Raw genomic sequence first — 25,133 nt, forward strand, 5'->3', positions numbered from 1 at the left:
TCGGGCCGGGACCTCGCAGGGGCGTCAATGCGGATGCCACCAGGGAGGTCCGGCCCCGGAATGTCCGCCTAAAGAAATTCCGCAGCGTAATTTTGTTCCGGTTCGGTCCTTCGCCAATCCCCAAGCACTTCAGGTCCTTACCGCATGACAACACAGTTTCTCCGCAGCGCAGCAGCGAAAGGCGATTGACAGAACGTCGTTAAGGGAGAAAAATTTCATCAAAATAAATTATTTTAAAGCCGCCGGAAAACGGCGCACTTGTTCGGGAGGAACAGGGACGGTGACGGAGACCCGCAAAAACGGCCGCGGCTCGAATTCCGCGCAGCTGCGTAAATATAACGAACGCATCGTGCTGCAGATCCTGCGGCGTGCCGGCGAAGCCTCCAAGGCCGATCTCGCCCGCGCGGTTCAACTCACCAATGCCGCCATCGGAGCGATTATTCAGAACCTTATCGAGGAAGGACTGATCGTCGAGGTCGGCAAGCGCCACGACGGCAGCCGGGGCCAGCCGGCGACGCTGTTGCGTCTTGCACCGCGCGGTGCCTTTTCGTTTGGCGTCCGTCTGGACCGCACCAATCTCGAAACGGTGCTGATGGACTTCTCCGGAACCATCATCGACCGGATCGTCCACGACATGATCCTGCCCAGCCCCGAGCGGACCCTGGAGATTCTGACGGAAGATCTTTCCCGCCTGCGGACCCATCTGAGCGACGAGGACAGCGACCGGATCACCGGAATCGGTCTCGCTCAGCCGTTCAATCTGGGGGCCTGGTTGCGCGAGCTCGGGCTTCCCGCGGCCGACTTCGGAAAATGGGAGGGGTTCGACATGGCACAGGCGCTGGAGGACGCCTGCGGTCTGCCGGTCTTCAGTGAAAACGACGGAACCGCCGCCGCCGTAGCGGAACTCTTTTACGGGCTCGGCCGCCAGAACGATAACTTCCTGTATCTGTTTCTCGGCCCCGCCATTGGTGGCGGGTTGGTACTGAACGGCGATGTCGTGCGCGGAACATCCGGAAACGCGGCCGACGTCGCCATGATGCCGGTGCCGCCGAGCAGTCTGTCGACGGCTCCCGAGTCACGACACGGCTGGGACCTATTGCTGACCCGGGCGTCCCTTGTCGCCTTCGCCCGGCACATGTCGCCCGAAGGCTTCGCCGGATTGAGCCGGCCGGACCTGCAAGATGCCGTCGAGCGCGACGATGTCCTGTTCAAAGAGTGGATGGCGGACTGCGCCGATGCCGTCGCCCTCGCGCTCCGGTCTGCCTACGCGCTTCTGGACGTTCCCCTGATCGTGATTGACGGCGATCTGAGCGGGCGCTTCCCGGAGGTGTTCCGCGAAGCGCTCAAGGCGGCGGTGCAAACCGCCGCACCGGAACAAAGGCAGTCGCCCGACATCGAAATCGGCAGTTTCGGCCACGACGCCGGCGCCATCGGTGCGGCCAGCTTGCCGCAGTTTTTCAATTTCTCGCCCCGGGCAACGATCCTCACGGGCGGGAAGGACAAGGGACCCGCTGGAGCCGGAAACTCGGAGGAGAAATCCGGATTTCCGGCACGGGCAGCGCGGTTTGGATCGCATCTGGCCACATCCAGCCGCCGTTAGTTAAGAAGGCCAGGGAGGAAAACGCAAATGATCCGCAAACTTCTTGCAACCGGCTCGGTGCTCGCGGCCATGGCGGCCGTCCCGGCGGCCGCGGCCGACATTTCAGCCTGTCTGATCACCAAGACGGATACCAACCCCTTTTTTGTGAAGATGAAGGAAGGCGCGACCGCCAAGGCGGAAGAACTCGGCATTGAACTGAAATCCTTCGCCGGCAAGATCGACGGCGACCATGAAACCCAGGTTGCGGCCATCGAAACCTGTATCGCCGATGGTGCAAAGGGCATTCTGCTGACCGCGTCCGACACGTCGTCCATCGTGCCCGCCGTTCAGCAGGCCCGCGACAACGGTCTCCTGGTGATCGCCCTCGACACCCCGCTCGACCCGATCGACGCCGCAGACGCCACCTTCGCGACCGACAATTTCAAGGCCGGTGAACTGATCGGCCAGTGGGCCGCCGCCAGCCTGGGCGACAAGGCCGCGGACGCTAAGATTGCCATGCTCGACCTCGCCATCAGCCAGCCGACCGTCGGCGTTCTGCGCGATCAGGGCTTCCTGCAAGGCTTCGGCATCGAACTCGGCGACCCGAACAAGTGGGGCGACGAAACCGATCCCCGCCTTGTCGGCAACGACGTGACCCAGGGCAACGAGGAAGGCGGCCGCCGTGCAATGGAAAACCTGCTGGCGAAGGACCCGATGATCAATGTGGTCTACACCATCAACGAGCCGGCAGCCGCGGGAGCCTACGAGGCGCTGAAAGCCATCGGACGGGAAAACGACGTCCTGATCGTTTCCGTCGACGGCGGCTGCCCGGGTGTCCAGAACGTCAAGGACGGCGTCATCGGCGCGACATCGCAGCAATATCCCCTGCTGATGGCCTCTCTCGGCATCGAGGCGATCAAGGCCTGGGCGGACAACGGCTCCAAGCCTGAACCGACCGAGGGCAAGGACTTCTTCGACACCGGCGTCGCACTCGTCACCGACAAGCCGGCCAAGGGCGTGGACTCCATCGACACCGCCAAAGGCAAGGATCTCTGCTGGGGTTAGGCCCCTCAGGACTGAACCGGAAGGGGTGCGGCTTGCCTCACCCCTTTTTCCAAGGGCCACAAAAGGTTAAACGGGCATGACCTTAGAAAGCAAACCGGCAGGCGGACCAGCGGACTACGAAACCGCGGCGGCAGCCAGCCCCAAGGCCGTCGCCTCGTTCGACGACCACGGCCATGGCATCGGGCACAAAATCCAGCACACGCTGCATCAGACCCCGTCCCTGGTTCCACTGATCGTCCTGATGCTGTCGCTGATCGTGTTCGGCCTCCTGCTCGGCTCGAAGCTGTTCTCTCCCTTCGCCCTGACCCTGATCCTGCAGCAGGTCCAGATCGTCGGGATCGTCGCGGCCGCGCAGAGCATTGTCATTCTCACCGCCGGCATCGACCTGTCCGTCGGAGCGATCATGGTGCTGTCCTCCGTCGTCATGGGCCAGTTCACCTTCCGGTACGGCCTGCCGGTCGAAGTCTCTGTCGCCTGCGGTCTCCTGTGCGGAACGTTGTGCGGCTACATCAACGGCATCCTGATCGCCTATGTGAAACTGCCGCCCTTCATCGTGACGCTGGGCATGTGGCAGATCGTTCTGGCCACCAACTTCCTCTATTCCGCCAACGAGACCATCCGCTCGCAGGAAATCGCCGAGACGGCGCCGCTGCTGCAGTTCTTCGGCGGCAATGCAAACCGGGACCTTCTGGCGGTCATCGCACCCAATTTCGATTCCCACACGAACGACAACGCCCTTCTGGGCGTCCTTTACCAGACTAACTTCACCTACGGCGTGATCTTCATGGTGCTGCTCGTGCTCGTTCTGGCCTACGCGCTCCGGCAGACGGCCTGGGGACGGCATGTTTACGCCGTGGGCGACGACCCCGAAGCCGCCAAGCTCTCCGGTGTCCAGGTCAACCGTGTCCTGATTTCGGTCTACATGCTCTCAGGCCTGATTTGCGGTTTCGCGGGCTGGGCCATGATCGGCCGCATCGGGTCCGTCTCGCCGACCACCGGCCAACTCGCCAATATCGAATCCATCACCGCCGTGGTGATCGGCGGCATTTCGCTCTTCGGCGGACGCGGGTCCATCCTTGGCACCCTGTTCGGCGCATTGATCGTCGGGGTCTTCACCTTGAGCCTGCGTCTGCTTGGGGCGGATGCCCAGTGGACCTACCTGCTGATCGGCATTCTCATCATCGGCGCGGTGGCGATCGACCAATGGATCAGAAAGGTCTCTGTGTGATGGAACCCGTTCTCCAAGCCCGCAATCTGGTCAAACGCTACGGCCGCGTGGTGGCCATGGACCACGCCGATTTCGAACTCTACCCCGGTGAGATCCTCGCGGTCATCGGCGACAACGGGGCTGGCAAGTCGACGCTCATCAAGGCTCTCAGCGGAGCGGTGCGCCCCGACGACGGCGAGATCCTGCTCGACGGAAGTCCTGTCCATTTCCATTCTCCCATCGACGCGCGCGACGCCGGCATCGAAACCGTCTACCAGACGCTCGCCATGTCGCCCGCCCTGTCGATCACCGACAACATGTTCATGGGCCGGGAACTGAGAAAACCCGGCTTCAGGGGAAAATGGCTGCGCCAGCTCGACCGCAGGAAGATGGAGGAAATCGCCCGGGAGAAGCTCAACGAGCTCGGCCTGCTCACCATCCAGAACATCAACCAGGCGGTCGAAACCCTGTCCGGCGGACAGCGCCAGGGGGTGGCGGTCGCCCGGGCGGCGGCCTTCGGCTCCAAGGTCGTGATCATGGACGAGCCGACGGCGGCGCTCGGCGTCAAGGAAAGCCGCCGCGTGCTGGACCTGATAAAGGATGTGAAGGCGCGCGGCTTGCCCATCGTGCTGATCAGTCACAATATGCCCCATGTCTTCGAGGTCGCCGACCGCATCCATATCCACCGCCTCGGCCGGCGGGCCTGCGTTATCAGACCGTCGGACTTTTCCATGTCCGATGCGGTCGCCATCATGACGGGCGCGATGGACCCGCCGGAGACCCTGGCGGCTTGACCGCAGCGCGATCTCAAAATAATCGGTCCGGAGCCGTCGGACCGATTGCCTTTTGAACACCATGAACGATCTGGACTGTTTATGTATCTAATTTGCGGTGAAGCCCTGTTCGACCTTTTCGGCGAAGCGTCGTCCGGGGACAGCCTTTCCTTTGACGCCCGTATCGGCGGCTCTCCATTCAATGTGGCCATGGGTCTTGCCCGGCTGGAGGAACAGGCAGCATTCTTTGGCGGCATTTCAAACGACGCGCTCGGGGAAAAACTCGTCCAGAAGCTCGTAGTCGAGGGCGTCTCGGACCGGTACGTGCTCAGAACGGACTACCTGACCACGCTCAGCCTGGTGCAGAAGGACGAGCACGGCCATCCGGCCTACACCTTTTACGGCACAAATGCCGCCGACCGCATGGTTACCGCCGACAGCCTTCCCGATTTCGACGCGCCGCCCGCTTTCCTGCATGTCGGCTCCTACACCGCCCTCGTGGAACCGGTCGCAAGCGCGTTCAAAACGCTGATCGAACGCGAAAGAAAGAACGCACTGATATCCTTCGACCCCAATATCCGCCCGACCGTGGAGCCGGACATGACGCTTTGGCGGCGGAACACGGAAACGCTCGTCCCGCTCGCCGATCTCGTGAAGGTCAGCGACGAGGATCTCGCCCTGATCGCACCGGACGAAGCTGTCCGGGACATCGCCCGCAGATGGCTCGGCGACGGCGCCGGCCTCGTGATCGTCACGCGGGGCGGTGACGGCGCGTCCGTCTTCGCGCCGGGGATCGAATTCGACACGCCCGGGATCGCCGTCGAGGTCGAGGATACGGTGGGGGCCGGCGACACGTTCCAGGCCGCCCTTTTGTCCGGCCTCAAGACACTGGGAGCCGTCAGCCGGGACACCCTGTCGGCCCTTGACGAAACCCGTTTGCGCCGTCTTGCTGAATTTGCCGTCAAGGCAGCCGCCATCACCTGTTCGCGCCGCGGTGCCGACCTGCCTCGGAAAGATGAACTGCACAAAGAATGGGCCACCTTGAAATGAGGGGCTGACAAGAGAATTAAATCGATTTAAACACCCTCGAACCGATCCGGCATCGGCGTTTGTGACGGCAGATCGGACTTTTTGGAGGAATTTGTTTATGGCGGTACGCGTCATTGAAGTTGAAGAATTCGATCTGATCGTATTTGGAGCCTCCGGAGACCTGGCTCACCGCAAGCTGATGCCGGCCCTTTACCACAGGGCCGCGGACGGACAGATGCCGCACGACGCGCGCATCGTTTGCAGCGCCCGCCGCGACTACACGGACGAAGAATTCCGGGATTACGCGAAAAACGCCCTGCAGGAGCACGTCAAGGATCTTGAGGACGAACCTCTCGAGATGTTCCTGAACAGGCTGCGCTACGTCAAGACCGATGCCGCCTCGGGCGAGGGCTTCGAGGACCTCAAAGTCATTCTCGAGGAACGGCCGGACGTCACCCGCGCCTTCTACCTCGCGGTGGGCCCGGACCTGTTCGGCACGATCTGCGAGCACCTCGGTGAGATCGGGGTGGTCAACGATCATTCGCGCGTGGTCATGGAAAAGCCCATCGGCAAGGACGGCGCCTCGGCCCGGGCCCTCAACGACACGGTCGGCGCGGTGTTCTCCGAGGACCAGATCTTCCGTATCGATCACTATCTCGGCAAGGAAACGGTGCAGAACCTCATGGCGCTGCGCTTCGCCAACGCCCTGTTCGAGCCGCTCTGGAACGCTGCCCATATCGATCACGTCCAGATCACCGTGGCCGAGTCCCTCGGCGTCGGCGGCCGCGCCGGCTACTACGACACGGCGGGCGCGCTTCGGGACATGGTTCAGAACCATATTCTGCAGCTTTTGTGCCTCGTGGCGATGGAACCGCCGGAGTCCATGAACGCGGACAGCGTGCGGGACGAAAAACTCAAAGTTCTCAAGGCCCTTGCCCCGATTACCGAACAAAACGCTCAAAAGCTGACCGTGCGCGGTCAATATAGGGCCGGCGCGTCGGCCGGCGGTGCGGTGCCGGGCTATCTGGAGGAACTCGGCCATACGGAAAGCCAGACGGAAACCTTCGTCGCCCTGAAGGCGGAAATCGCCAACTGGCGGTGGGCCGGTGTGCCCTTCTACCTGCGCACGGGCAAGCGTCTGGCCCGCCGCGTTTCGGAAATCGTGGTCCAGTTCCAGCCGATCCCGCATTCGATCTTCGACGCGGAGGCCGGCGCGATTACCGCCAACCGCCTGATCATCCGCCTGCAGCCGGATGAAGGCGTGCAGATGCAGATCATGATCAAGGACCCGGGCCCCGGGGGCATGCGCCTGCGCCAGGTCCCGCTCGACATGAGTTTCGCGGAAGCCTTCAAGGTGCGCAATCCGGACGCCTACGAGCGCCTCATCATGGATGTCATCCGAGGCAACCAGACCCTGTTCATGCGCCGCGACGAGGTGGATGCCGCCTGGGCCTGGATCGATCCGATCCAGGCGGCCTGGGCCTCCCTCAAGGACGCACCCAAGGGCTACACTGCCGGAACCTGGGGACCTTCCGCGTCGATCGCCCTTGTGGAGCGCGACGGCCGGACCTGGGCGGAAGACGACGGCGTCTGAGCCGGTTCGGCGGGCCTCGAGCCCGTTACGGCGCCGTCACCTAAATCGATTAGCAAGACTGCAACAAGTCAAGCCGGTCCCGGCTGACGAAGTCGGAAGGCTCCGTGGTTCCAGTCCGCGAAGCCTGCAACGGGGCCCGAAAAGGAGAAGCCATGACACTCCAGGATCGCATCGGCGACGTCACGGAACGGATCGTCAAGCGCAGCCATGACAGCCGATCCGCCTACATGGAACGGATCGCCAGGGCAGCCGACAAGGGACCGCAGCGCTCCCGCCTTTCCTGCGGCAATCTCGCTCACGGTTTCGCCGCCTGCGGCCTGGCCGACAAACAGGCACTTTCCGGCGATGTGGTTCCGAACCTCGGCATCATCACCTCCTACAACGACATGCTTTCCGCTCACCAGCCCTATGAGACCTACCCTTCGCTAATTCGGGACGCCGCTCATGAGATAGGAGCCGTTGCTCAGGTCGCCGGCGGGGTTCCGGCCATGTGCGACGGGGTCACCCAGGGCCAGGAAGGCATGGAACTGTCGCTTTTTTCCCGCGACGTGATCGCCATGGCCGCCGCCGTCGGCCTGTCTCACCAGATGTTCGACGCCGCCGTCTTCCTCGGCATTTGCGACAAGATCGTTCCCGGTCTGGCGATCGCCGCTCTTTCCTTCGGTCATCTGCCGGCTGTCTTCATCCCCGCCGGGCCGATGACCACCGGCATTTCCAACGACGACAAGGCCAAGGTCCGCCAGCTCTATGCCGAAGGCAAGGTCGGTCGCGACGCCCTGCTGGAAAGCGAATCGAAGGCCTACCACTCTCCGGGCACCTGCACATTCTACGGAACGGCCAACTCCAACCAGATGCTGATGGAAATCATGGGCCTGCACATGCCGGGCGCGTCCTTCGTCAATCCGGGCACGCCCCTGCGCGACGCCCTGACCAGGGAAGCGGCCAAGCGCGCGCTGGCGATTTCGGCGCTCGGCAACGAATACACCCCCGTCGGCGAGATCATCGACGAAAAGGCCATCGTCAACGGCGTCGTTGGACTGCACGCCACCGGCGGCTCCACCAACCACACCATGCACCTGGTGGCGATTGCCGCCGCGGCCGGAATCCGGCTGACCTGGGACGATATCTCCGATCTTTCCGACGCCGTGCCGCTGCTCGCCCGGGTCTATCCGAACGGCAAGGCGGACGTGAACCACTTCCAGGCCGCCGGCGGCCTTGCCTATCTGATCCGGGAGCTCCTGTCCGCCGGCTACCTGCACCGGGACGTGAAAACCGTCTACGGCAGCGATCTCTCCGGGTATACGGTCGAGGCGAAACTTGACGCTGAAGGCAATGTCACTCGGGAAGAGGTGCCCGCGGACTCCGGGGACGAAACGGTTCTCGCTCCGGTAACGAAAGCCTTCCAGCCCACCGGAGGCCTGAAAATGCTCTCCGGCAACTTCGGCAAGGCGGTGATCAAGATTTCCGCCGTCGCCAGGGAACGCCATGTAATCGAAGCCCCTGCCCGTGTGTTTCATTCGCAAGAGGATTTCCTGCAAGCCTTCAAGAACAAGGAACTTGACGGCGATGTCGCTGCCGTCGTCCGCTTCATGGGACCGAAGGCCTGCGGCATGCCGGAACTGCACAAGCTGACCCCCTCTCTGGGCATCCTTCAGGATCGCGGCCACAAGGTCGCGCTGATCACCGACGGGCGCATGTCAGGCGCCTCCGGCAAGGTGCCGGCGGCCATTCACGTGACCCCGGAAGCCGCCGCCGGCGGCCCGATCGCTAAGATCCGCGACGGCGACATGATCCGCATCGATGCGGTGACCGGCACACTTGAGGTCCTGGTCGACGACGCGGAGTTCAACGCAAGGCCGGCCGCGACCCAGGACCTGAGCGAGCACCGGTTCGGCGTCGGCCGCGATCTCTTCGCAGCCTTCCGGGCGAATGTCGGCACGCCGGATACCGGCGCGCATGTGTTCGGGATATGAGGGAAGTCATTTAGATGACGCAGCGCCGGGACCCGGTGTTTTCGAAAGAATGTTGCTGAGAAAAACGGTCCCGTTTGCGATGAATAGCGCCCTGCTTGCGCAGAGGTGCAGGATTTTAGGGAGTTTGAGAGTAAAACGATGGCCCAGGACATAGCAAAAATCGAACAGGTCATGCGCGCGGCACCGGTCATCCCGGTGCTGATCGTGGAAGATCCGAAAAAAGCCGTACCGATGGCTGAGGCCCTGGTGCGCGGCGGTCTGCCGGCGATCGAGATCACCTTGCGGACACGGCATGCGCTTGAAGCCATCGACGCGGTCAACGAACATGTCGAAGGCGCCATTGTCGGGGCGGGCACAGTCCTTGACGCCAGGCAATATGACGCGGCCGTCTCCGCGGGCGCGCGTTTCATCGTCTCGCCCGGCGCGACGGAAGCCCTGATCGGTGCGGCCGACGAACACAGCGTTCCGTTGCTGCCGGGCGCGGCCACGGCCTCCGAGGTCATGTTTCTCCTGGAACGCGGCTATGAACGGTTGAAGTTCTTCCCGGCCGAACAGGCCGGCGGTGCCTCCTATCTGAAATCCCTCTCCTCTCCTCTTGCAGCCGCTCAATTCTGCCCGACGGGAGGGATCACGCCTGAAAAGGCAAAAGACTACCTGAAATTGCCGAACGTGCTGTGTGTCGGAGGGTCCTGGGTCGCTGATGCGAAGGCGATCGAAGACGAAGACTGGAGCGGCATCGAAGCCCGCGCCCGTGCTGCGGCGGATCTGGCTGGCTGACAGGCTCTTGCCCCGCGGCTCGTCCCGCCACGCTCAGTCTTCGCCGATGTTGTCCTGATCCTGCTCGTCGCCCCCTGTGGCACGGTCCCAGAGGAGGCGCAAACCGCCGGACGTTTCGTTGCGCCAGGCGAACTCGGCCACGACCGGCCTTTCAAATTTCGGCATCGTAAGCAAGACCTCCTCCGGCAACGCCGACAGGCCTTGCGCCGAGATCCGGCAGCCGTTGTTACCGGCATCTATGATCGTGCCGGTAATCTCCGTAATTCCCTCAAGGTCGGCGACCTTCACCTGAATGCTGACATTGTTGCGTTTCTCCCGCCGCTTGTCGGAGACGGTTTTCTCACTCTTGGAAAAAACCACGGCCGCATTGTTGCCTTTCACCGAGGTGACCTGGGCCTTGACGAGTTTTGCCGAATCTTTCGGACGGATGCCGATGGACTTGTAGAGGTCGCCGACATCGACGGACGTCAAACGGCACCCCCAGGAACTGACATTTGAAACGACCGCGTTGATAACGGCCAGATTTTCGAAATCGATTACGAGGACCTCTTCCTCAGCCTCGGGCTGGTCCTCGAGGTGCGATAGTCCATGTGGAGATTTGTCGTCTGCCATGAATCATTCTCACTCTGCGCGTCGCTTATGAATACTACAATTTTCGCAAACGAACGACAGATATGATGCAGTGTAACTTACGGCATTAGTAAGAATGACACCAACATAAATTGTTAACCAAGTATCAGACTAGTACTGCTTATTGAAAAAGATCATACTAGGATGCCACGATGCAACCGGTAACGTAAACGATTTCCACCGATTATGCCAAGCGACGGCAATCGAGGTTCCCTCTGCCCCAATGCATTTACTCGAAGTGAGGCTGCTGTGAAATTTCCTGAAAAGACCTTTCTTGCAACCCTTGCCGTTCTGGGCACCGTTTCAACGGCTCAAGCGGCAATGTTGTGTGAGGGCTTCGGCCCCCAGACCCCCCGTGACATTTCAGACAAGGCCGGCCAGAACACCGCAAGCGTCGCCATCGCGCCTCCGGCGAACGAGCTCAATCTGTGCAACCTCCACACTCATACGAACGCCGAGCACAAGGGCCCGGGCTTCTCCGTCTTTGCCGGCGACGGCGAGCACGGCGGTTATAAATGCGGCAATACCGGCGAACTGACGGATGCGGAACTCAAGGAACCCGCCAGCCATGCGTATCACGGTGTGAAACCCGGTGATACGATCGAGGTTCACTGGGTCTATTCCTCCTGCAATGTCCAGCCTGGCAAAGGCCTTGGCTCCTGCCTCTCGGACAGCTGCGCCAATCCGCAATTGCGCGTCGAATCCCAGGTCTTCCTCGTCGTCAACGACCCCAAGGCGCTGAATTTCCTCGATTTCGCCTACGATGGGAATATCGAAAACGGCCGTCATCAGGCCAAGGCCCTGCCATCGGGCACCGGCGAACCCGTCACCTTCATCGGTTCGACCACCGGACCGAGCTACACTCAAGCCACCTGTTCGCCGTTTCAGGTCACCTGGAGCGTGCGTCCGCAATGCGCGAAGCTGGATATCAATTCGCTGAATGCCTGGGCTGATAACGGCAACGTTTTCGAAGAAGACCACTCCCACGGGGTTCGCCAGCTCGTCACCGCAAAAGAACTGCTGGCACCGATTACGGACTGACATACCCGCCTCAAACGACGACAGGCGGCCGGTTGCCAAACCCGGCCGTCCGATCCGATTTCCTCTCCCGCTTCCAAAACCTCTGTGGTATCCCATGCGCGGCACCGCCCAAGGCTGCGGACCTGCTGAATTTAAATCGATTTTAGAGGTGTTTCATGACACTCGAAGCAGCATTCGGTTCTCTCAAGCAACATGCCGGAGAGTTCAAGTCCACCACACTCCGGGAGCTATTCGCCAGCGACCCTGCCCGGTTTGAGACTTTCACCGCCGAATGCGGCGATCTGCTTCTGGACTACTCCAAGTCGAAAGTCGACCGCAAGGCGATGGAGCTGTTGCTTGAGCTCGCCCGGACCGCGGACGTCGAGAGCAAGCGCGCCGCCATGTTCGCCGGGGAGAAGATCAACGCCACGGAACGGCGTGCGGTGCTGCACACCGCCTTGAGAAACCGTTCCGAAGCCCCGGTCATGGTCGACGGCACCGACGTGATGCCGGAAGTCCGCGCCGTGCTCGATGCCATGGCGGATTTTTCCGAGGCCGTGCGCTCCGGCGAGCTGGTCTCCTCCACCGGAGCGCCTTTTACCGATGTGGTCAACATCGGCATCGGCGGCTCCGATCTCGGTCCGGTCATGGCAACGCTTGCGCTTGCGCCCTATCATGACGGTCCGGAGCTGCATTACGTATCCAATGTCGACGGCGCCCATATCGCCGACACATTGGAAAAGCTCGATCCGGCGACGACCCTGATCGTCGTCGCTTCGAAGACTTTCACCACCATCGAGACCATGACAAACGCGCAGACCGCGCGAGCGTGGATCGCAGAAACACTGGGCGAGGATGCGGTCGGTGCCCATTTCGCGGCCGTTTCCACCGCCCTCGAAAAGGTGGCCGCCTTCGGCATCGATGAAGACCGGGTATTCGGGTTCTGGGACTGGGTCGGCGGCCGCTATTCGATCTGGTCCGCCATCGGCCTGCCACTGATGATCGCCATCGGTCCCGATGCGTTCAGCGACTTCCTGGAAGGCGCCTTCGCCCTCGACACCCATTTCAAGGAGGCCCCGCTGGCCGAGAACCTGCCGGTCCTGATGGCCCTGGTCGGCATCTGGAACCGGGACGTGCTCGGGCTTTCGTCCCGCGCCGTTCTCCCCTACGACCAGCGCCTCTCCCGCCTGCCCGCCTACCTGCAGCAGCTCGACATGGAATCAAACGGCAAGCGGGTGAAACTCGACGGCAGTGCGGTGGATGTGGACACGGGCCCGGTGGTCTGGGGCGAACCCGGCACCAATGGCCAGCACGCCTTTTACCAGCTCCTGCACCAGGGCACGACGGTCATCCCCTGCGAATTCCTGATTGCGGCGCAAGGCCACGAGGAAGACCTGAAGCACCATCACGACCTTCTCATCGCCAATTGCCTTGCCCAGTCCGAGGCCCTGATGCTTGGCCGGACGCTCGAGGAAGCGAAGGCGCTTTTGAAAGCCGGCGGCAAGCCGGACGAAGAGGCCGACCGGCTCGCGCCGCACAAGGTGTTCCCGGGCGACCGCCCGTCGATGACGCTCACCTACGACAAGCTGACTCCCTTCGCGCTTGGCCGCCTCATCGCGCTTTACGAGCACCGCGTTTTCGTCGAGGGCGTCATCTGGGGAATCAATTCCTTCGACCAGTGGGGTGTTGAACTCGGCAAGGAACTGGCGACCGCGCTTCTCCCGATGGTCAAGGGTGACGCGCCGGCCGAAGGCAAGGACGCCTCGACAACGGGGCTTTTGGCGGCCCTCAAGGGTTGAAGAATCGCCGGGGGAATCGAAGCTGTGTGAAAACACGGATGCGTCGCTTCGCCCGGCCACCCGCCTTATTTTTGCCCTACCGGCATCTATCAGTCTGTAGCAGCCTGTCGTGCGAATGTTGTGTTTCATGACCGTCACAAGCTGCTGGGAGGAAAGAAGGATTGCCCCGGAACGGAAAGCAGCTTAGTTTCGGCAGGGACATTTCAACGCCATCGGTTCGCGGAATGAATTCGAAGGGCAAACCATTGACTGCACCGTCTTGAACGGTTCTGAAGGGAGATCACTTTTATGAAGAAGTTTGTCTTGCTTGCTGCTGTCGGCATCGCTCTTGCCGGCTGCCAGTCCGACAGCCAGACGGACCGCGCCCTTGTCGGCGGCGGTTTGGGCGCCGCTACCGGCGCCGCAATCGGTGCCGCCGCGACCGGCGATGTCGGCGGCGCACTGGTCGGTGCAGCGATCGGTGGCGCGGGTGGCGCGATCGTCGGTTCCGCGACGACCCCGAAAAACTGCGTGGCCTACGACCGCTACGGCAACCCCTACCGCGTCGCTTGCCCGTAAGCGAAAACAGACGGATCAGGTCACGCCCCCGAATCGTTCGGTTGGGACGTGACCTCGTCTACGGCTGAATTGCCGGTTGGGGGTTAGGATGAAGAGACTTCTTTTGATTGCCGTTGCGGCGGTTTCGCTGGCCGGTTGCCAGTCCGACAGCCAGACGGACCGCGCTCTCGTCGGCGGCGGATTGGGTGCGGCGACAGGTGCAATCGTCGGCGCGGCCGCGGGTGCGGGTGCCGGTCCGGTTCTCGCAGGCGCCGCCATCGGAGCGGCGGGTGGCGCCATAGTCGGCGCGGCCACCACTCCGAAAAACTGCACGGCTTACGACCGCTATGGTCGCCCCTACCGGGTTGCCTGCCCTTGAGCGGGATCGATATTGGATAACCTCGAGCCGGTAAGGTTCTGTTAACCATAAGTCCTCACCTTGGCGGGAGGTTTACTTTCGCCAGGGATGCTCCGATGAAACCCGTCATAGCTGTAGCGGCCTCTGCCTTGCTGCTGGCCGGCTGCGTCAACACCGAAAGCCAGCGCGACAGAATGCTGATCGGCGCGGGTCTTGGCGCGGCGACCGGTGCGACCATTGGCGCGGTCGCCGGATCGACGGTCAATGCCACCCTTGCCGGCGCGGCTCTTGGAGCCATTGGCGGCGGCCTCGTCGGCGTCGTCACCACTCCGCGCAACTGCATCGCCCAGGATCAGAACGGCACGCCCTACAAGGTGCGCTGTCCCTGAGAAGCGTTTCACTTCCATGCAGGCCGATTCGGCCAAAGCCTGTCTCGTTCTATCCGCGTCGCGACGTCAATCGTGCTGTGGCTTGCACCACGCCGCTGCCCGTTGTTAGGGTTTCCATTCCCTTCAATGAGTGGGCATGTTCATGACCGAAAGCAGCAAACCCGAGACTCCGGACAGTCTGTCGCTGAAAGCCGGTTCGACGGACAGTGAAACCGTCGCCAGCTATTACGATCAGTTCGCGGAAACCTACGACACCACTCTTGCCGGATGGAACTATCATGCGCCGGACGAAACCGTTGCGCTCATGGCTCCCCACCTTCTGCCCGGTGCGCGCATACTCGATGTCGGCTGCGGCACCGGACTGGTGTCCGAGGCCCTGAAGAAGCGGGCAAGCTATCGGGTCGACGGCATCGACATTTCACCGGCCTCCCTCACGCTGGCGGAGCAGCGCGGCACCTATGAGAGACTGATCTGCCATGATCTGCAAAAACATCCCCTGCCCTGCAGGGACGATGACTATGACGCCGCGATCTCGGTCGGTGTCCTGACCTATATCGAAGATCTTCTGTCACTGTTCCGCGACCTCTGCCGCTGCGTGCGTGGCGGCGGCGTGATCGCCTTTACCGAAAGGTCCGACCTCTGGCAGACGCTTGATCTTGACGGCAAGCTGAAGGCCCTCGCCGACGAAGACCTGTGGTCGGTCCTCCATGTGAGCGAACCCCGGGCCTATCTGCCGGGCAACAAGGACTTCGCGGAGGAAATCAAGGTAATACATACCCTTTGCAGGGTTTGCTAAGACGTTGAGGTCTTTCCCAGACAACAAAGGCCGGTCAAATGACCGGCCTTTGCGCATTCGAGACAGTCGGAATCAGGCCGCCTGGCTGGCGCCTTCCCGGGCAAGCGCATCGGCGGGGGACACATAGGTGTATCCGAGCGCGGAGGCGACCGCCTCGCAGGTCACCTGACCGCCGATGACGTTCAGGCCCGGCAGGAAATACGGATCGTCGAGAAGGGCCTTCTTCGCCCCCTTGTCGGCCAGCGCCAGCGCGAAAGGCAACGTGGCGTTGTTGAGGGCATGTGTCGAGGTCTTCGGCACGGCGCCCGGCATGTTGGCGACGCAGTAGTGCACCACTTCGTCGACAATGTAGGTCGGGTCGGAATGGGTCGTCGCCTTGGAGGTCTCGAAGCATCCGCCCTGATCAATCGCGACATCGACCAGCACCGAGCCCGGCTTCATGCGGGAAACGAGGTCCTTTGAGACCAGCTTCGGCGCGGCCGCGCCGGCAACAAGAACGGCGCCGACGACAAGGTCGGCTTCCAGGACATGCTTTTCCAGTGCCGCCTTTGTGGAATAGACCGTCTTCAAGGCCGGACCGAAGGTCTGGGAGAGATTGCCCAGAACCGTCGTGCTGCGATCGAGCACGGTGACATCGGCACCCAGACCGAGTGCCATGGTGATCGCATGCGAGCCGACGACACCGCCGCCGATCACGACAACCTTGGCAGGCGCAACACCCGGTACGCCGCCGATCAGGGTTCCGCAACCGCCGGAGGCTTTTTCCAACGCCTTTGCACCGGCGATCACCGACAGACGGCCGGCAACCTGGGACATCGGCACCAGAAGCGGCAGCCCGCCCTTGGCGTCGGTCACGGTTTCATAAGCGATGCAGGTCGCGCCGGACTTGACCAGATCGGCGGTCTGCTCGGCATCGGGAGCCAGATGCAGATAGGTGAACAGGATATGATCCGGGCGCAGCATCGCGCGCTCAACGGCCTGAGGCTCCTTCACCTTCACGATCATCTGGGCGGCATCGAAGACATCCTTCGCGCTCGCCAGAATTTTCGCGCCAGCGGCTTCGTAATCGGCATCGCTCGCGCCGATGCCCGCGCCGGCATTGGTTTCGACAACGACCTCATGACCGCGGGCAACCATTTCAACGACACTGTCGGGGGTCAGCCCGACACGGTATTCATGATTCTTGATTTCCTTCGGCACACCGACGCGCATATCCATTACTCCTCTGGAAGCGTTTTTGATTGTGCGGAAATTCTACGCCTGATCGCGTCGAATGTGCTTGCGTTCCTCATGTTCAAAACCAGCCAACTCACAATCTGATTGCGCTTTTTGGTTATTTCATGAAATAATCTGCGACACATCATTAAAATCAAGCAATATATGCGACGCAACATGACCCTCGATCGGATCGACCGGAAAATTCTCGACATACTTCAAAGAGACGGCCGGATCGCGAATGCGGATCTTGCCGACAAGGTCGGTCTGTCCGCCTCCGCCTGCCTGCGCCGTGTGCGAACCCTGGAGGAAGCGGGCATCATCGAACGCTATGTCGCGCTTCTCGACCAGCGCAAACTCGGGCGGCTCATGGATGTCTTCGTCGAGATATCGCTCACCGGCCAGTCCCAGGAGACGCTGGAAAATTTCGAGCGCGCCGTCGCCCGCTCGAGCGAGATCATGGAGTGTTTCCTGATGGCCGGTGACGCCGACTATATCCTGCACTTGACCGCCGAGGATCCTTTGGATTTCGAGCGCATCCACCGCGACCACCTTGCCCGCCTGCCCGGCGTCCTCAGAATGAAGTCCTCCTTCGCCATCCGGCCCATCGTGCGGCGCACGGCCATTCCCCTGGACGGCGGAGGATGAGGCCGGCCGGTATGACACCAGGCATCATTGCAGCCTCGACGCCGGGATTATATAGTCCGCTTCCATTCATCCGCCCGAGCCTCGCAAGGAACGCCGCCCGGTGACCCATAAGATCACCCGTTTTCTCAACACCACCTATCAGCTTGCCGAATGCCCCACCTGGGACGACAGACAGAACCGCCTGCTCTGGGCGGACATCCAGGGCCGAACGATCCAGTCGATGGATTGGGAGACGAGGGACATCACCACCTGGCATTTCGACAACGAGGTCGGCTCCTTCGGCCTGACAGACGACGACCGGCTTGTGGTCGCCGTCTGGGACAAGGTCCTGCTGTTCGATCCGCAGACGCAAAGCAGCGAAATCCTGGCCGAGGTGCAGGCGGACGAGCCGCGAACCCGGCTGAACGACGGCAAGGTCGGACCGGACGGCGCCTTCTGGGTCGGCACCATGGACATCGAGTCCCCGCGCGAGCCCATTGCCGGCCTTTACCGTGTGGATGGCCACGGCGAGGTCCATGAGATCCGCGACGAGCTGCAATGCTCCAACGGCCTCGCCTGGACTCCCGACGGAACCTACATGTATCACGCCGACAGCTCGCCCGGCTGGATCGAATATTATTCCTTCGCCCCTGAAACCGGGACACTCGGCTCGAAGATGCTTTACGCCCAGCAGACGAACAAGACCGGCCGGCCAGATGGCGCCACGGTCGATTCCGAGGGTAATTACTGGAGCGCGGGCGTTTCCGCCGGCCTGCTCAACTGCTTCGCTCCGGACGGCAATCTGCTACACGCGATCAAAATGCCCGTCGACAAGCCGACCATGCCCTGCTTCTGCGGGCCCGATCTCGACCAGTTGATCGTCACCAGCATCAAACAGCCCGACGACCCCGACGCGCAGTCGGGCGGCCTGTTCCTGGTGGAAGGCCACGGCCGGAGGGGATTGAAGTCCTACCGGTTCAAGACGTCCGCCGGTTGATCCAAGAGGCCCCTGCGGCGCTAAAAAAGGGACCGGTTCCGTACATCTGGTCTACAAGCGCGCCGCCTGAAACTTGCCGTTGATCGTCTCAACGGCCACAGCACTCAATTGCCACAGTTTTGTCAGCCGGCTGCGGTGTTCGGTCCGGCGGTGCCTTGTTAAAGTAGCCGCGGCATCAGGCAGCCGGGAATGCCCGGCCTGTTCCCTGCCGTCTCACGTGTTGAAGCGAAACGAACACCCGTTCTGAAATCGAAAGAGCAAGACAAATGCACGATCAGGGACCGGACAAGGAACCGCTCATAATCTTCCTGCAGAAGATCATCTATTTTTCCGTGCGCATTCTCGCGATACTGATGGTGCTGGTCATTCTCATGGGTGTGATCGACGTCGGCTGGACCCTTTACCAGCGTGTCCTGGACCCACCGAGCTACATCCTCACGATTCCCGATATTCTGGGTGTCTTCGGAGCTTTCATGGCGGTGCTGATCGCCATCGAGATTTTCATCAATATCACGATCTACCTCCGCGAAGACGTGATCCACGTGAAGATCGTGATCGCGACCGCGCTGATGGCCGTCGCCCGGAAGGTGATCATTCTGGATATGGACAAGGCTGGGCCGCTCGACCTGTTCGGACTGGCCGCCCTGGTGTTCGCCGCCAGCGGGGCCTATTGGCTCGTTCACAAGACGCCCGCCTTCAGGCTGCAACTGCCTGACGAGAAACCGAGCAGCAATTCCGACAAGGACTGACGGCCGGCCGTTTCGCTCCGAACGCCCTGGGCGGCATACCGCCGCACAAGGTCCCGCAGCCGCTCCCATCAAAGACCCGTAGAGCTTCGACCCCGCAGCCTGCCTTTCCGTTTGAGGAGCCCCTTCACGTATCGTTTCGCATTGAAGGACGACCGCGTTTCCGGCCTTGCGAAAATAGCCCGATCCAGATCCTCTGTCGCGTCTTCCACTTCGACCAGACCTAGCGTTCGCCGTCTGGAAAGGTATCGCTCGACCGCCGACCGAAGCGCAGGCAAATCGTCCTGCCTTGCGGCGGCAGCCAGCGCGTGACGGGTCGGGTCGAAGGGCGACCAGCGTCTCAACAGACGCAGGACCCCCTCCTTTCGGCTCAGTGAAGTCCCGGTCAGGATATATCCAAGTCCGATCAGAAGACCTCCCCCAACTACGCAGAAGGCCGCCGTCAAATAAAGAGCAGGCAATCGCTCCGATCCCGCACGGTTTGCCTCGAAGCTGGCATAGCCGAAGGGAATCGCCGGAATTTCAGCCGTTCGCAACGTCCTCGTCCCAGTATCGAACCATGGTATTTCTATGGGAGGCAGGACGCCCGGTTCCCCGGTTTTGGGGCGAAGATGCCATTCCCAGGCGACGCTTGCCCGCGGACCGTCCACAGACAGCTGAATCTCCCGGACCTCGGGACCGGTGAAACTGATCAGCCAAGGCTCGCGGATCTCAGGCCTCGGCGGCAGAAGATGCGGCAGCGTGCCGTCGGCGTGGATCGTGACCTTCCGGATCAGGGTCTCGCCGTCGCGCAGTTCGCCTGGGGAGGCAGACAATTCATCCTCCACCGTGAGGCTCCGGGCGGACAGCGGCGCACTTTTCCCCGGAAAGGGAGCGACTTGAAGCGTGAGTGGTTCGGCGTGCACCTCCAGGGTTTCACGCCCTCCGTTTCCCGCCACCACCGTGAGCTCATGGGTGACCGGCCCGATCTCAAGGGAACCCGCCTGACGGGGGAAAAGAGCGATGCGGCGCTGGAACACGAGAACGGCGCGGCCCTTCACCCTCTCCTCCTTCCAGCTGTCGCGCGCCAACTGCACCCAATCATAGGCCTCTGAATCGGGGAAAATAAGCGTCTCCAACGTGATCCGGCGCGTGTATTCACCCCGGATGGTCACCGCGATCATTTCGCCGACCACGGGCCGTATTCCGTCCGGCACGACAAGGCGCAGGCTTTCGGCACGGGCGGCCCCTGTCAGAACCAGCAGAAGAAACGCAAGACGGATCACCACGGATTGCCCTCCTCCGGCCGGATCAGGCCCAGACCCGCCCTGCGCTCATATTCCTTTGCAAGACGCAGCCGCAGGAACTCGCCCGGATCGTCGGAAATCGTCGCCAGCCATTCTTCCGAAGCAGCGAAACCACGTGCTTCGAGCTTGCGCTGCCGTTCAGGTTGCGGTGCATCGGGCCAGCCCCAGGGACTTTTTTCAGCATCGCCCGATCGCCCACCACGGGCGGAAAGCCGCCCCGGCGCAACGCTGTCGCCCCGCGTCTTCGGAACGAATGTGTCGACCAGGTCGCGCAGGCTGCGCGCCTCCGTGTCGCCCGGGTTCGCGAACAGGACCGCGTCGAAATAGGCAACCGACAGCGCGTATTGCTCCGTTGCCGCCAGTGTCAGCGCCCGGTTGAAGGTCTGCCCCCGCCCTGCCCCGGCCAGGGTTCTGTCCGCTTCCATGTAGTTCCCGGCCCGGTAGAGCGCCAGACCCCTTGCTGCCGGTTCGCTCAACAGGACGTTTGCGCCCGGCAGTCCGCCCCAGAACGCGAGGCGCCCCCAGGCTTCAGGGCCGGCAACCGCGAGGCATAAAAGACCGAGCAGGAAGCCGAGAGCAACCCGTTTCATACCGTCCTCCGGAACAGCCCGAGCACGGGGATCAGGGCGAGAGCCGCGACGAAGGGGCCGAGGTCGCGAAAGCGTAACGCGGTGACCGCCCGCTCGCTCCGCAAAGCACCGGTGGCCGATATCCGCCGCAGCACCCGGTCCGGGTCCCGGGCCGTTGCGGACACTGCCATATCGTCGAGCCTCGCGAAGACATCCCCCGCCACCGGCGGTCCCACGCTCCCGGAAAGGGACAGGAGCGAGAGGCGGACGCCTCCGTCCGTCAGTCTTTCGGCTTCGGCGACGGCTGCCGCATCGATCCCGCCGCCATCGGAAATCAGGACGAGATCGGCATCTGGAATCCCGCTCAGCATTTCGCGCGCGAGCGCCAGGGCTGCCGCCGGCCTGCTGCCTTCACCCGGCATGATGTCGGGGCCAAGCACCGCAATCTGGGTCCCCAGCGTGGTGGGGTCCTCTGTCGGAGCGGCAACGTCATACGCCTCTCCACCGTAAAGGATCAGTCCGATGGCACGTCCGTTCGCGGCCCCCAGGATCTGCGCCGCGGCCGCCTGAGCGTCGGCGAGTGCCGGGCTTTCGGAAACGGACCGCGACATGTCGATGGCGATCAGCATCGCACCGTTGCCCGCCAGCACGGGGGCATCGTCGCGCGGCACGGCCGGTCCCGCGAGACCGGCGGCAACGAAGCCTGCTGCCAGCAGACAGGACAAGCCGGACCGGTCATTTCCGACATGAAGATGTCCGAGTGAGCGCATGGCCGCAAGCATCGGCGGGGACAGGACCTTCTCCCAACCGCCCGCACCGCCGCCGCGACGCCATGCCCAGAGCGCCAGCAGGATCAGGATCGGCAGCACCGCAAGCCACAAGGGCCGGAGCAAGGTGAACTCGCTCATCCCTGCCTCCTCAGACCAAGGAAAACCAGCAGGAGAAAGGCCGCGCCGGCGGGCCAGATCCAGAGCGTACGCCAGTACCGCAAGGGCGGTCGCCGCATGGGGCTCGGTTCAAGCCGGTCCAGCGTCGCGGCCATGGCCTCAAGATCGGACATAGTCCGCACTCTGAAGTATGTCCCTTCCCCGATATCCGCGATGGATCGCAACGCTTCCGCGTCGACCGCGTCTCGGGCCTGCGGCCTTGATTCCAGGTCTTCCGGGCCGAGCGCGATGGTGTGCACCCTGATGTCATGACGCACCGCGAGCCCAGCGACATCGGTGGCGCGTACCTTGCCTGAGGTGTCGACGCCATCGGACAGGAGCACGGCGACCTTTGTCGCGGCACGGCTCTCCTCAAGCCGTTTGACCGCAAGACCGAGGCCGTCCGCGATGGCCGTGGCACGGCCGGAGATACCGATCTGGGCCGTTTCAATGGACCGGGCGACCGACCCCACGTCAAAGGTTGGCGGCTGCGCGACATAGGGGCGCTCGCCGAAGATCACGAGACCGATACGGTCGCCCCTGCGCTCGGCAACGAAGGCCGAGGCAACCTTTTTGACGGCCGCCAGCCGCGACAGCGGCTGACCGTCCAGCGCGAAGTCCTCCTTGATCATGCTGCCGGAAAGATCGAGCACCAGAATGATTTCCCGTCCGGAAAACGGCAGCAGATCGGTCGTTTCCGAAACGCGCGGGCCGGAGAGCGCGACGACGAGCGCCACCCACGCAGCGACCAGAAGCACCGGCCCGCTCCGCCCTCCCCGACCGGCTGAGGACTGCGCCGCGGCAAAGACGCCGTGCGGCACGGTCAGCGCGGCCTTCACCGCGCCGATCCTCGTCAGGAACCTGTGCACCAGCAGGGGAAGCGGCAGCAGAAGCAACGCCAGGGGAAAGGTGAGACTCATCCGTCGCGCCCCCTGTCACCATCGGCTCCGGAAGAGCTTTCGGCCGAAACCGGTCGTTTGGCGCTGAGCGCTATTCGTTCCAGAGCCTCGCCGGACGGAGGCGGTTCAAGACCGTAGGCCGCCGGGCGCAATTCCTCCGGCAGGTGACCGAGGATCCTGGCTATCGCAAGAAGGCGATCTTCGGGCGGCAAGTCCCGCGTCGCGCGGATCAGCGTCTTGCGCGACGGGCGCCGGGTCGTGAAGGGCAAGATCAACAGCGATAGGAGAGCCGAGACGATCAGCCCCGCGCCAAACAAGGCCAGCAGGTCGCTCGGGCGAAGCGCCATCAGCCCCGGGGGCAGGCGTCCCTCTGGCAAGGCGGCGATCAGGTCAGCCTGCGTCATCCGGTTCCACCTCAAGCGTAACACCCAGAGTCCGCAACCGTGCTGTCAGCGGCGCAATCTCCACCGGACGCAGCCGCGCCATCAGGCGCGATCCGCCGGAACGGATCGGCAGGGCCTCGTCCGGAGGAGACACTTCCGCCGGATCTGGAGAAAAAAGCAGCGTCAACCGCCTGCGGCGGGACAACCGGCGCAAGGCGGGCTCGTCGTCCGGCGCGATTGCCTCTGTGTTGCTGGCAAGCCAGATCAGGGCTCCCGGCGGCGCCAGCCTTGCCGCACGCACAAGTGCAGCCGACAGAGACGGGAAATCTCCATTGCTTTCGAGCGCCCGATCATGCTCATGCGCCAGCATGTGGGCAATGGCGCTCATGTGCGGGACCCCGGTCCGTGCCGGCAGGGCCGATATACCGGAGGAGGTAACGGTCAACGCTGCGACCGACGCTCCGCGCGCAGCAGCCTCCCAACCACGCCGGGCCAGGGACCGTGCTGCCCGGACAGAGCGCAGTGCCTCGCCGGTTCCCCAGAGCATGGAAGGCCTGAAGTCGGCGATCAGGAGCACGGTGTCGTCGCGGTCCTCGTGAAAGCTTCGCACATGGGGGCTGCCGGTACGGGCCGTCGCCGCCGGATCGATCCGTCGGATGTCGTCTCCTTCCGAAAACGCCCGGATCTCCCGCAGGTCCATCCCGGCGCCCGGCAGTCTGGCCGGAACCGCCCCCGGTCTCCTTGTCGCCGGGCGATGCTTTTCCGGACGGTTCGATGTCACCCGCAGGGCCATCAGCTCTGCGGCACCTATCCGGATACCCGGCTGGTCCGGCACGGCTCTCACCATGGCTCCACCAGACGCAACACGTCGTCGACAAGGCTGCGGCCGGTCCGCCCTTCGCTGACGGCGGCCCAGTTCGGAACGAGGCGGTGGGAAAGCACATCCGGCGCGAGCGCCTGGGCATCCTCCGGCAGGCCGTAGTCCCGGCCTTTCAGCCAGGCCCGGGCCCGGACCGAGGCGGCCAGCGCCAGGGTGCCGCGCGGGGAAACCGGGTGCTCGACCCACTCGGCAACGGCGCCACCGACACGCGAGGCCATGACCAGCCGCACGATGAAATCCTTCAGTGCCGGAGCCAGGTGCACCTGCGCGACCTCCGCCTGGGCGGCATGAAGGTCTTCGGTCGACACCGGCAGGGAGGGTGACGACGGCGGGGCGGCTTCCTCGGCTTCGACAAGGTTGAGGATCGCGAGTTCCTGCCCGGCATCGGGCAACTCGAGCGAAAGATGCAGGAGAAACCGGTCCATCTGGGCTTCCGGCAGGGGAAATGTCCCTTCGTGCTCGATCGGGTTCTGCGTTGCGACGACCATGAAGAAGTCAGGCAGGGGCCGGGTCGTGCCCGATGTGGTCACCTGACGCTCGGCCATCGCCTCCAGAAGAGCCGACTGCACCTTGGGGGGAGCGCGGTTGATCTCGTCCACCAGCACCAGCGCATGAAAAAGCGGGCCCGGAATGAAATCGAAGTTTCCGGTTTCCGGCCGGAAAACCTGTGTGCCGGTCAGATCGGCGGGCAGCAGGTCCGGGGTACACTGGATCCGGCCGTGGCTGCCGGGCAGATGGGATGCCAGCAGTTTGACGGTGCGGGTCTTGGCGACGCCCGGCGGCCCCTCGATCAGCACGTGACCGCCCACCAGCAGGGCGATCAGCAGCCGTTCGACCATCTCCCCGTGCCCGATCAGCCCTTCCGAGACATCCGTCTGCAACAAGGTGATCGGATGACTGAGTGTATCCATGTTCTAGAGCCTTTCACGGCTAGATTGAAGCATTCTGTTTGTCATCCGGCGAGTCGAGCTGCGCGGAGGGACGTGAAGCCCATAGCGGGCTATGGGCAAGCGGCGCGACAAAGCAGGCGGCCGCCGAACGCGAACCCGAAGGGCCGGGCCGATTAGGCCCAATGCCGT

The 25,133-nt window shown here is 62.9% G+C and carries 26 protein-coding genes; 17 read left to right on the forward strand and 9 right to left on the reverse strand.

Annotated elements, in window-relative coordinates:
• Positions 1–280 precede the first annotated feature (280 nt).
• The 8 genes from JF539_RS14050 (at position 281) to eda (ending at position 9,997) form a co-directional block, all read left to right on the forward strand.
• On the forward strand, positions 281–1,600 hold the full coding sequence (locus JF539_RS14050) for an ROK family transcriptional regulator (protein ID WP_207141292.1): 1,320 nt from the start codon (positions 281–283) through the stop codon (positions 1,598–1,600).
• 27 nt (positions 1,601–1,627) lie between these two features.
• On the forward strand, positions 1,628–2,644 hold the full coding sequence (locus tag JF539_RS14055; protein ID WP_207141293.1) for a sugar ABC transporter substrate-binding protein: 1,017 nt from the start codon (positions 1,628–1,630) through the stop codon (positions 2,642–2,644).
• A 178-nt stretch (positions 2,645–2,822) separates the two neighbouring features.
• Positions 2,823–3,872, forward strand: coding sequence for an ABC transporter permease (locus JF539_RS14060; RefSeq protein ID WP_419247683.1), 1,050 nt, complete (start codon positions 2,823–2,825; stop codon positions 3,870–3,872).
• Positions 3,848–4,645, forward strand: a complete 798-nt coding sequence (locus JF539_RS14065) for an ATP-binding cassette domain-containing protein (RefSeq protein ID WP_209017288.1) — start codon at positions 3,848–3,850, stop codon at positions 4,643–4,645. The genes JF539_RS14060 and JF539_RS14065 overlap by 25 nt, the downstream gene beginning before the upstream one ends.
• An 81-nt stretch (positions 4,646–4,726) precedes the next feature.
• Positions 4,727–5,674 carry a carbohydrate kinase family protein gene (locus JF539_RS14070; RefSeq protein WP_207141295.1) on the forward strand — a complete coding sequence of 316 codons (948 nt, stop codon included), beginning with the start codon at positions 4,727–4,729 and terminating at the stop codon, positions 5,672–5,674.
• A 97-nt stretch (positions 5,675–5,771) separates the two neighbouring features.
• Positions 5,772–7,247: a glucose-6-phosphate dehydrogenase gene (gene zwf / locus JF539_RS14075; RefSeq protein ID WP_207141296.1), complete on the forward strand. Its 1,476-nt coding sequence runs from the start codon at positions 5,772–5,774 to the stop codon at positions 7,245–7,247.
• Between the two features lie 152 nt (positions 7,248–7,399).
• Positions 7,400–9,220: a phosphogluconate dehydratase gene (edd, locus tag JF539_RS14080; RefSeq protein WP_207141297.1), complete on the forward strand. Its 1,821-nt coding sequence runs from the start codon at positions 7,400–7,402 to the stop codon at positions 9,218–9,220.
• Positions 9,221–9,358: 138 nt separating this feature from the next.
• Entirely contained in the window at positions 9,359–9,997 is a 639-nt protein-coding gene (eda, locus tag JF539_RS14085; RefSeq protein ID WP_207141298.1) for a bifunctional 4-hydroxy-2-oxoglutarate aldolase/2-dehydro-3-deoxy-phosphogluconate aldolase, read from the forward strand.
• Between the two features lie 33 nt (positions 9,998–10,030).
• Here the strand turns inward: eda and JF539_RS14090 are convergent, their stop codons facing one another.
• A complete protein-coding gene (locus JF539_RS14090) occupies positions 10,031–10,609 on the reverse strand; it encodes a PilZ domain-containing protein (protein ID WP_207141299.1) in 579 nt (192 codons plus the stop codon).
• A gap of 267 nt (positions 10,610–10,876) precedes the next feature.
• Here JF539_RS14090 and JF539_RS14095 point away from each other — a divergent pair, with 267 nt between their 5' ends.
• The 6 genes from JF539_RS14095 (at position 10,877) to JF539_RS14120 (ending at position 15,526) form a co-directional block, all read left to right on the forward strand.
• Positions 10,877–11,668: a delta-class carbonic anhydrase gene (locus tag JF539_RS14095; RefSeq protein WP_209017289.1), complete on the forward strand. Its 792-nt coding sequence runs from the start codon at positions 10,877–10,879 to the stop codon at positions 11,666–11,668.
• A gap of 155 nt (positions 11,669–11,823) precedes the next feature.
• Positions 11,824–13,446, forward strand: coding sequence for a glucose-6-phosphate isomerase (pgi, locus tag JF539_RS14100; protein WP_207141301.1), 1,623 nt, complete (start codon positions 11,824–11,826; stop codon positions 13,444–13,446).
• A gap of 288 nt (positions 13,447–13,734) precedes the next feature.
• On the forward strand, positions 13,735–14,004 hold the full coding sequence (locus JF539_RS14105) for a glycine zipper domain-containing protein (RefSeq protein WP_207141302.1): 270 nt from the start codon (positions 13,735–13,737) through the stop codon (positions 14,002–14,004).
• Positions 14,005–14,092: 88 nt separating this feature from the next.
• Positions 14,093–14,362 carry a lipoprotein gene (locus JF539_RS14110; protein WP_207141303.1) on the forward strand — a complete coding sequence of 90 codons (270 nt, stop codon included), beginning with the start codon at positions 14,093–14,095 and terminating at the stop codon, positions 14,360–14,362.
• Positions 14,363–14,457: 95 nt separating this feature from the next.
• On the forward strand, positions 14,458–14,730 hold the full coding sequence (locus JF539_RS14115; protein WP_207141304.1) for a hypothetical protein: 273 nt from the start codon (positions 14,458–14,460) through the stop codon (positions 14,728–14,730).
• Positions 14,731–14,872: 142 nt separating this feature from the next.
• Positions 14,873–15,526 (forward strand): class I SAM-dependent DNA methyltransferase, encoded by a 654-nt coding sequence (locus JF539_RS14120; RefSeq protein WP_207141305.1) that lies wholly within the window; start codon positions 14,873–14,875, stop codon positions 15,524–15,526.
• 72 nt (positions 15,527–15,598) lie between these two features.
• Here the strand turns inward: JF539_RS14120 and ald are convergent, their stop codons facing one another.
• Entirely contained in the window at positions 15,599–16,738 is a 1,140-nt protein-coding gene (gene ald, locus JF539_RS14125) for an alanine dehydrogenase (RefSeq protein WP_207141306.1), read from the reverse strand.
• Positions 16,739–16,918: 180 nt separating this feature from the next.
• On the opposite strand from ald, the gene JF539_RS14130 reads away from it, so the two are divergent.
• The 3 genes from JF539_RS14130 to JF539_RS14140 all read left to right on the forward strand — a co-directional run bounded on the left by JF539_RS14130 (position 16,919) and on the right by JF539_RS14140 (position 19,114).
• Positions 16,919–17,389 carry an Lrp/AsnC family transcriptional regulator gene (locus tag JF539_RS14130; protein WP_207141307.1) on the forward strand — a complete coding sequence of 157 codons (471 nt, stop codon included), beginning with the start codon at positions 16,919–16,921 and terminating at the stop codon, positions 17,387–17,389.
• Positions 17,390–17,489: 100 nt separating this feature from the next.
• Positions 17,490–18,365 (forward strand): SMP-30/gluconolactonase/LRE family protein, encoded by an 876-nt coding sequence (locus tag JF539_RS14135; RefSeq protein WP_207141308.1) that lies wholly within the window; start codon positions 17,490–17,492, stop codon positions 18,363–18,365.
• Between the two features lie 266 nt (positions 18,366–18,631).
• Complete coding sequence (locus JF539_RS14140) at positions 18,632–19,114, forward strand: phosphate-starvation-inducible PsiE family protein (RefSeq protein ID WP_207141309.1); 483 nt, start codon at positions 18,632–18,634, stop codon at positions 19,112–19,114.
• A 68-nt stretch (positions 19,115–19,182) separates the two neighbouring features.
• Here the strand turns inward: JF539_RS14140 and JF539_RS14145 are convergent, their stop codons facing one another.
• Genes JF539_RS14145 through JF539_RS14175 form a run of 7 tightly spaced genes read right to left on the reverse strand, consistent with a single transcriptional unit; the run spans position 19,183 to position 24,965 of the window.
• Positions 19,183–20,379 (reverse strand): BatD family protein, encoded by a 1,197-nt coding sequence (locus JF539_RS14145; protein WP_207141310.1) that lies wholly within the window; start codon positions 20,377–20,379, stop codon positions 19,183–19,185.
• A complete protein-coding gene (locus JF539_RS14150; RefSeq protein WP_207141311.1) occupies positions 20,373–20,987 on the reverse strand; it encodes a hypothetical protein in 615 nt (204 codons plus the stop codon). The genes JF539_RS14145 and JF539_RS14150 overlap by 7 nt, the downstream gene beginning before the upstream one ends.
• Positions 20,984–21,874, reverse strand: coding sequence for a VWA domain-containing protein (locus JF539_RS14155; protein ID WP_207141312.1), 891 nt, complete (start codon positions 21,872–21,874; stop codon positions 20,984–20,986). Before JF539_RS14155 ends, JF539_RS14150 begins: the two co-directional genes overlap by 4 nt.
• Entirely contained in the window at positions 21,871–22,812 is a 942-nt protein-coding gene (locus JF539_RS14160; RefSeq protein WP_207141313.1) for a VWA domain-containing protein, read from the reverse strand. The genes JF539_RS14155 and JF539_RS14160 overlap by 4 nt, the downstream gene beginning before the upstream one ends.
• Entirely contained in the window at positions 22,809–23,195 is a 387-nt protein-coding gene (locus JF539_RS14165) for a hypothetical protein (protein ID WP_207141314.1), read from the reverse strand. The genes JF539_RS14160 and JF539_RS14165 overlap by 4 nt, the downstream gene beginning before the upstream one ends.
• On the reverse strand, positions 23,182–24,021 hold the full coding sequence (locus tag JF539_RS14170; RefSeq protein WP_209017290.1) for a DUF58 domain-containing protein: 840 nt from the start codon (positions 24,019–24,021) through the stop codon (positions 23,182–23,184). The genes JF539_RS14165 and JF539_RS14170 overlap by 14 nt, the downstream gene beginning before the upstream one ends.
• The gene (locus tag JF539_RS14175; RefSeq protein ID WP_207141315.1) at positions 24,015–24,965 is read right to left on the reverse strand and encodes an AAA family ATPase; all 951 of its coding nucleotides are present in this window, start codon (positions 24,963–24,965) and stop codon (positions 24,015–24,017) included. Before JF539_RS14175 ends, JF539_RS14170 begins: the two co-directional genes overlap by 7 nt.
• Positions 24,966–25,133: the final 168 nt, after the last annotated feature.

The organism is Roseibium aggregatum (assembly GCF_017309185.1).
Classification (GTDB): domain Bacteria; phylum Pseudomonadota; class Alphaproteobacteria; order Rhizobiales; family Stappiaceae; genus Roseibium; species Roseibium aggregatum_B.

Coding starts and splice junctions, on each gene's coding strand:
- JF539_RS14055 (WP_207141293.1), top strand. CDS start 1,628: ATGATCCGCAAACTTCTTGCAACCGGCTCGGTGCTCGCGGCCATGGCG.
- JF539_RS14065 (WP_209017288.1), top strand. CDS start 3,848: ATGGATCAGAAAGGTCTCTGTGTGATGGAACCCGTTCTCCAAGCCCGC.
- JF539_RS14070 (WP_207141295.1), top strand. CDS start 4,727: ATGTATCTAATTTGCGGTGAAGCCCTGTTCGACCTTTTCGGCGAAGCG.
- zwf (WP_207141296.1), top strand. CDS start 5,772: ATGGCGGTACGCGTCATTGAAGTTGAAGAATTCGATCTGATCGTATTT.
- edd (WP_207141297.1), top strand. CDS start 7,400: ATGACACTCCAGGATCGCATCGGCGACGTCACGGAACGGATCGTCAAG.
- eda (WP_207141298.1), top strand. CDS start 9,359: ATGGCCCAGGACATAGCAAAAATCGAACAGGTCATGCGCGCGGCACCG.
- JF539_RS14090 (WP_207141299.1), bottom strand. CDS start 10,609: ATGGCAGACGACAAATCTCCACATGGACTATCGCACCTCGAGGACCAG.
- pgi (WP_207141301.1), top strand. CDS start 11,824: ATGACACTCGAAGCAGCATTCGGTTCTCTCAAGCAACATGCCGGAGAG.
- JF539_RS14105 (WP_207141302.1), top strand. CDS start 13,735: ATGAAGAAGTTTGTCTTGCTTGCTGCTGTCGGCATCGCTCTTGCCGGC.
- JF539_RS14110 (WP_207141303.1), top strand. CDS start 14,093: ATGAAGAGACTTCTTTTGATTGCCGTTGCGGCGGTTTCGCTGGCCGGT.
- JF539_RS14115 (WP_207141304.1), top strand. CDS start 14,458: ATGAAACCCGTCATAGCTGTAGCGGCCTCTGCCTTGCTGCTGGCCGGC.
- JF539_RS14120 (WP_207141305.1), top strand. CDS start 14,873: ATGACCGAAAGCAGCAAACCCGAGACTCCGGACAGTCTGTCGCTGAAA.
- ald (WP_207141306.1), bottom strand. CDS start 16,738: ATGCGCGTCGGTGTGCCGAAGGAAATCAAGAATCATGAATACCGTGTC.
- JF539_RS14130 (WP_207141307.1), top strand. CDS start 16,919: ATGACCCTCGATCGGATCGACCGGAAAATTCTCGACATACTTCAAAGA.
- JF539_RS14140 (WP_207141309.1), top strand. CDS start 18,632: ATGCACGATCAGGGACCGGACAAGGAACCGCTCATAATCTTCCTGCAG.
- JF539_RS14150 (WP_207141311.1), bottom strand. CDS start 20,987: ATGAAACGGGTTGCTCTCGGCTTCCTGCTCGGTCTTTTATGCCTCGCG.
- JF539_RS14155 (WP_207141312.1), bottom strand. CDS start 21,874: ATGAGCGAGTTCACCTTGCTCCGGCCCTTGTGGCTTGCGGTGCTGCCG.
- JF539_RS14160 (WP_207141313.1), bottom strand. CDS start 22,812: ATGAGTCTCACCTTTCCCCTGGCGTTGCTTCTGCTGCCGCTTCCCCTG.
- JF539_RS14165 (WP_207141314.1), bottom strand. CDS start 23,195: ATGACGCAGGCTGACCTGATCGCCGCCTTGCCAGAGGGACGCCTGCCC.
- JF539_RS14170 (WP_209017290.1), bottom strand. CDS start 24,021: ATGGTGAGAGCCGTGCCGGACCAGCCGGGTATCCGGATAGGTGCCGCA.
- JF539_RS14175 (WP_207141315.1), bottom strand. CDS start 24,965: ATGGATACACTCAGTCATCCGATCACCTTGTTGCAGACGGATGTCTCG.